Annotated in this window: 5 protein-coding genes; 3 read left to right on the top strand and 2 right to left on the bottom strand. The window is 67.4% G+C overall.

What is annotated here, in order from left to right:
- Window positions 1-321 precede the first annotated feature (321 nt).
- A complete protein-coding gene (locus VHK87_RS11470) occupies window positions 322-3,144 on the top strand; it encodes a TonB-dependent receptor (protein ID WP_329635030.1) in 2,823 nt (940 codons plus the stop codon).
- Between the two features lie 27 nt (window positions 3,145-3,171).
- Here the strand turns inward: VHK87_RS11470 and VHK87_RS11465 are convergent, their stop codons facing one another.
- On the bottom strand, window positions 3,172-3,789 hold the full coding sequence (locus VHK87_RS11465) for a DUF938 domain-containing protein (protein ID WP_329635029.1): 618 nt from the start codon (window positions 3,787-3,789) through the stop codon (window positions 3,172-3,174).
- 149 nt (window positions 3,790-3,938) lie between these two features.
- Between VHK87_RS11465 and VHK87_RS11460 the strand changes: the two genes are divergently transcribed.
- Window positions 3,939-4,862, top strand: coding sequence for a sulfotransferase domain-containing protein (locus VHK87_RS11460; RefSeq protein WP_329635028.1), 924 nt, complete (start codon window positions 3,939-3,941; stop codon window positions 4,860-4,862).
- Between the two features lie 6 nt (window positions 4,863-4,868).
- On the opposite strand, the gene VHK87_RS11455 is transcribed toward VHK87_RS11460, so the two are convergent.
- Window positions 4,869-5,342: a hypothetical protein gene (locus VHK87_RS11455; protein WP_329635027.1), complete on the bottom strand. Its 474-nt coding sequence runs from the start codon at window positions 5,340-5,342 to the stop codon at window positions 4,869-4,871.
- A 99-nt stretch (window positions 5,343-5,441) separates the two neighbouring features.
- Here VHK87_RS11455 and VHK87_RS11450 point away from each other — a divergent pair.
- Window positions 5,442-5,664, top strand: a 223-nt coding sequence (locus tag VHK87_RS11450; RefSeq protein WP_329635026.1) for a GNAT family N-acetyltransferase, incomplete at its 3' end; no start/stop codon positions are given.

Below are 5,664 nucleotides of genomic sequence, written 5' to 3'. Positions count from 1 at the left end.
CTTCTAAGAGGCCGGCCGCGGCGCCCATCACCCAGGATGGCCGGAACCGCTTCCGTGGTTTCGGCGGGCGCGGCCGGGCTGTTCGAAATCTTCTAGGCCAGGCGCGAGCACGCGCTTCTTTTGCAAGTTTACCTAACGTCGGCCGCGTCTTCTGAAGGCGCGGCCGTCTTCTTTTTGCAACACTGTCAATAAACAGTGTTCAGCTAACGGTGACATTCCTGCTGAGCTGAGCAATGCTCCCCACAGTGACGCCGGCCGCTCAAGAACCGGCGCACGCGGAAACGCCAATGACCGGCCGCGGGCCGGGGGGAGTGGAACATCATGAAGCGGCACCTGCTCGCATCGAGCGCCCTTGCGCTCAGCCTCATCGCGTCCGACGCGCTGGCCCAGGAGACCCGGGGGACGGTGGTCGAGGAACTCGTGGTCACGGCGCAGCGGCGGGAGGAGGCGCTGCAGGACGTGCCCATCGCCGTTTCGGCCTTCGACCAGGGCGCGCTGGAGCGCTCGCGGATCGAGGGCGGCCCGAACCTCGTGACGGCCGTTCCGAACGTCAACTTCTCCAAGTCGAACTTCACCGGTTACAACTTCCAGATCCGCGGCATCGGCTCCAAGCTGGTAGCCGCCTCGGGCGACGCCGGCACCGGCATCCACCTGAACAACGCCCCGCTGATCTCCAACAACCTGTTCGAGACCGAGTTCTACGACGTCGAGCGGGTCGAAGTGCTGCGCGGGCCGCAGGGCACGCTCTACGGGCGCAACGCCACCGGCGGGGTGGTGAACATCATCACCGCCAAGCCCACGGACCAGTTCGAGGCGCTGCTGCGCGGCGAGTACGGCAACTACAACACCATCAAGCTGCGCGGCATGGTGAACCTGCCGCTGAACGAGATGCTGGCCCTGCGGGTGGCCGGCAACTACCTCAAGCGTGACGGCTTCGGCGACAACCTAGTCACCGGCAACGACGCCGACGACCGCGACCTCTACGGCGTGCGCGCCACCTTGGCGTTCGAGCCGACCGACACCTTCCGGGCGACGCTGCTGTGGGACCACTTCGAGGAGGACGACAACCGCTCGCGGATCGGCAAGCAGTTCTGCGCCAAGGACGTCGGGCCGGCCAACATCGGCGGCGCCGCCTATTCGGCCGTGGCGCCGATCGCCCAGGTCCAGCGCGGTTTCTTCAGCCAGGGCTGCTTGCCCAGCAGCCTCTACGATCCGGCCTCGCTCGGAACGGTCAACTCGCAGGCGACGCTCGGCGGCCTGTTCGGCGCGCTCGGCGGCTTCCAGACCGGCGACGCCTACGCCGGCAAGATGCAGACCCCGAACATCCGGGACATCGAGTCGACCTTCGATCCGATCTATCGGTCCGAGACCGACATCTACGAGCTGATCGTCGACTGGGACATCACCGATGAGCTGCGGCTGAGCTGGCTGGCGGCCTTCACCGACTACAGCATCTACACGCGCCAGGACTACAACCGGTACACGCCCTCTACGACCTTCAACACCACGCCAAACCCGGTGAACGCGCTGGCGGCGGTGCCCGGCTATTCGACGGTCATCTACCCGGCCCTGGTGCCGGGGGGCGTGATCAACGACCCGCAGAACGGCGCCTTCAACCGCTTCACGACAAGCGACATCTCGGCGGGCGACACCGAGCAGTGGAGCCACGAAGTCCGGCTGCAGTCGAACTTCGAGGGTCCGTTCAACTTCAACCTCGGCGGCAACCTCCTCGAGTACAAGTCGGTCGGCGACTACTATGTGATGTTTAATACCGGCACCGGCTGGTACCAGATCAACAACTTCCTTGCGACCGGCAACGCCAACTGCGTGGGCCCGGCGCCCTGCGTGAGCATCGACCCGAACTTCGAGCCGGACCGCACCGGCCACAATTACTACGACGCCTTCAGCCGCTACGAGCTGAGCTCCCGCGCCGTGTTCGGCGAGCTCTACTGGCAGATGGCCGAGAACTTCAAATGGACGCTCGGCCTGCGGCACACCATCGACACCAAGGACCTGCAGAACAACTCGGTGACGCTGGGCACCCCGGGCTTCGGCCTCGGCCCGCCGCTGCCGGGCACCCCGGCCATCCTGCACGTGGAGTTCAAGGAGACCACCGGGCGCTTCGGCTTCGACTGGCAGCCGGACCTCGGCTTCACCAACGACACCCTGGTCTACGCCTTCCTGGCCCGCGGCTATAAGGCCGGCGGCCTGAACTCCCCGCCCAGCCCCGGCATCGGCGTGGCGCCCGTGCCGCCGACCTTCGCGCCGGAGTTCATCAACTCGATCGAGGTCGGCTCCAAGAACACCCTGCTCGACGGGACACTTCAGGTGAACGTGGCGGCCTTCCACTACGACTACGAGGGCTATCAGGTCTCCAAGATCATCAACCGTGCGTCGACCAACGAGAACATCGACGCCAAGGTGAAGGGCCTGGAGTTCGAAGGCGTGTGGCAGCCGCTCGAAGGCCTGCGCCTGAACGCCGCCATCGGCTATCTGAACACCGAGATCGGCGACACCTCGTCCATCGACACCTTCAACCGCACCCAGGGCAATCCGAACCTGGTGGTGGTGAAGTCCAGCGCCGCGTCGAACTGCGTGGTCCCGCTGGCGACCGCCCAGACGGCGCTGGCGGTGTCCAACGCGGGCGGCAACCCGTTCACGCTGCTCGGCCTCTGCACCCTCACCAGCACGGCGGGCGCCGGGACCAACATCTTGGGTTCGGGCGCGATCGCTTCGGGGACCAACGCCTTCGGCGGCTTGGTCAGCGAGGGCGTTCCCGTCGACATCGGCGGACACGAGCTGCCGAACGCGCCGGAGTGGACGCTCTCTCTGGGCGCCCAGTACACGATGAACTTCGGCGACTGGTCGGCGACCCTGCGCGGCGACTACTACAAGCAGACCGAGACGTTCGCCCGGATCTACAACAGCCCGGCGGACCGGATCGACAGCTGGCAGAACGTCAACCTCACCCTCACCGTGGCCAACCTCGACATGGGCGTGGAGTTCGGGGCGTTCGTGAAGAACGCGACCGACGAGGAGGCGATCACCGACTTCTACCTGACCGACGACTCCTCTGGCCTGTTCCGGAACGTCTTCTACACCGAACCCCAGACCTTCGGCGTCTGGGTGCAGAAGCGCTTCTGATCCTTGATGGACCGGCTGAGGGAAACCTCAGCCGGCCTTTTCGAACCAGAGGCTGAGGTTGTTGGCCGGCATCTCAATGCGGCCGGAGAGCTTCAGCCCGGACTTCGCGGCCAGCGCCGCCACCTCCTCCAGCCGGCGCAGGCCCCACTCGGGATTGCGCCGCGTCAGGTCCTCGTTGAACGCCAGGTTGCTGGGCGCGGTGGGAACCTGCGCCTCCAGGTAGGGACCGTAGAGGTAGAGCAGGCCGCCGCCCGGCAACGCCTGCGCCGCTAGCGCCATCAGCCCCTCGGCGGCGGCCCAGGGGCTGATGTGGATCATGTTGATGCACACCACGGCGTCGAACCCTTCCGCCGGCCAGGTGGAGGGATCGGCCGCGTCCAGCTGAAGGGGCGGCAGCAGGTTGGGAAGCCCAGCCGTCGCCCGCCAGACGGCGATGCTGGCCAGCGCCTGCTGCGACGGATCGGTCGGCCGCCAGACGACGCCGGGCATGCCCCGGGCCATCCACACCGCATGCTCGCCCGCCCCACTGGCCACCTCCAGCACCCGCGCTCGCTCGGGCAACCGGGCGCGGAGCACCGCCAGGATCGGGTCGCGGTTGCGCGCCGTCGCGGCGGAGGAGAGGGCGCCTGGCGGGATGTCCGACATGAGGTCTCCGGATGTGGAGCGGCACTATAGCACCGGCCGCAGGCCGCTCTTCATTCCTGCAGACCCGCTCGGCGGAAGCGCCGATTGTGGCTGATCGAACGGCGCTATATCTCCGCCGCCAATCTGAACAACGCCTCGGAAGGCATCCCTTGACCACCGACACCCTGAGCAGGCCGGCGCAGACCGCCTGGCCGAAGAAGACCCGCGAGCTCTTCAACCACCACATGGACTCCACCGTCTGGAACGACTTCGCATTCCGCGACGACGACGTGATCGTCGGCACCTACGCCAAGAGCGGCACCACCTGGACGCAGCAGATCGTCGGTCAGCTGGTGTTCCAGGGCGATCCCGATGTGTCCATCCACGAGATCTCGCCGTGGCTGGACCTGCGGATCATGCCCCCGGACACCAAGGCCAAGCTGGAGGCGCAGACCCACCGGCGGATCATCAAGACCCACCTGCCGCTGGACGCCCTGGTGTTCTCGCCGAAGGCGAAATACCTCTACATCGCCCGCGACGGCCGCGACGTGGTGTGGAGCATGTACAACCACCACGCCAACGCCAACTCGCTCTGGTACGACGCGCTGAACAACACGCCCGGCCGGGTCGGCCCGCCCATCGAGCGGCCGGACCCCGACATCCGCCGCTACTTCAAGACCTTCATGGAGAAGGACGGCCATCCGTTCTGGTCATTCTGGGAGAACATCTCCACCTGGTGGGCGGCCCGGGATCTGCCGAACGTCAAGCTGGTGCACTTCGCCAACCTGAAGCTGGATCTCGAGGGCGAGATGCAGGCGATCGCCGACTTCCTCGGCATCGACGTGCCGGCGAGCAAGTGGCCGACCATCGTCGAGCACTGCACCTTCGACTGGATGAAGGAGCACGCCGTCAACGTCGCGCCGCTGGGAGGCGCCATCTTCGAAGGCGGCGCCGAGACCTTCATCAACAAGGGCACCAACGGCCGTTGGCGCGACGTGCTTTCGGCGCAGGACTGCGCCTGGTACGAGGCGCTGGCCGAAGAGAAGCTGGGCCGTGACTGCGCCCAGTGGCTGAAGACCGGCCACGGCGCCTGATCGCCCTCAGGCGGCGGACGGCGGGCACTTCACGATGCTGTCCGTCTGCCCCTTTGAGAGCACCCGCCCGGCGGCCAGCACCAGCGTCTGGTCGGTCTCGGCGCAGACCCGACGGACAAGCCCGCCCGTCGTGACCGTGCTCACCTCGAACCCGAGCACCCGGGCGGTCCGCCCGCTGGGCGCGATCCGGATGCTCCGGACCGTGCCCCGCTCGGCCGACGTGGAGGTCGCCAGGAACCGCCGCGCCGCCGCCTTGGCCTCGGCCAAGCCGCTGCGTCCATAGACGATGGTCTCCTTGGGCGTCTTGTGCTGGTCGACGAACACCGCGTCCGGGGCGAAGCCGGCGAAATAGGCGTCCAGCCGTCGCTCGTTCCACGCCCGCTCCTGCGCGACGAGGTAGCGGCGGACACTCGCCTCCGTCAGGCCGGCCGCGGACGTCGGGCCGGCGAGCGCCCCCAGGCCCGCGGCCAGGAGGACCATTCGCCGGAACTGGTCTGCACTTTGCGCCAAAACTGGACCTTTCCGCCGGACCATATGCCGGCCATCCCTCCGTCCGCCATTGAGGGGGAGAGACACGCTATGAGCTGGCCCGATGATGTCACGCTGAGGGGCGCCCACGCGAGCCTGGAGCCGCTGGGGCCCGAGCACGCCCAGGGACTTGCGGCCGCCAGCGCCGACGGCGAGGTCTGGCGGCTATGGTACACGCGCGTGCCCTCGCCCGAGGAGATCCCCGCCGAGATCGAGCGGCGGCTGAAGCTGAAGGCCGGCGGGATGATGCATCCCTTCGCCGTGCGGGACGCGG

The sequence above is a fragment of the Phenylobacterium sp. genome, from assembly GCF_036263695.1.
Lineage (GTDB): Bacteria > Pseudomonadota > Alphaproteobacteria > Caulobacterales > Caulobacteraceae > Phenylobacterium.
The sequence above is the reverse complement of the archived record's forward strand: the minus strand, read 5'-3'. Positions and strand labels throughout refer to the sequence as shown.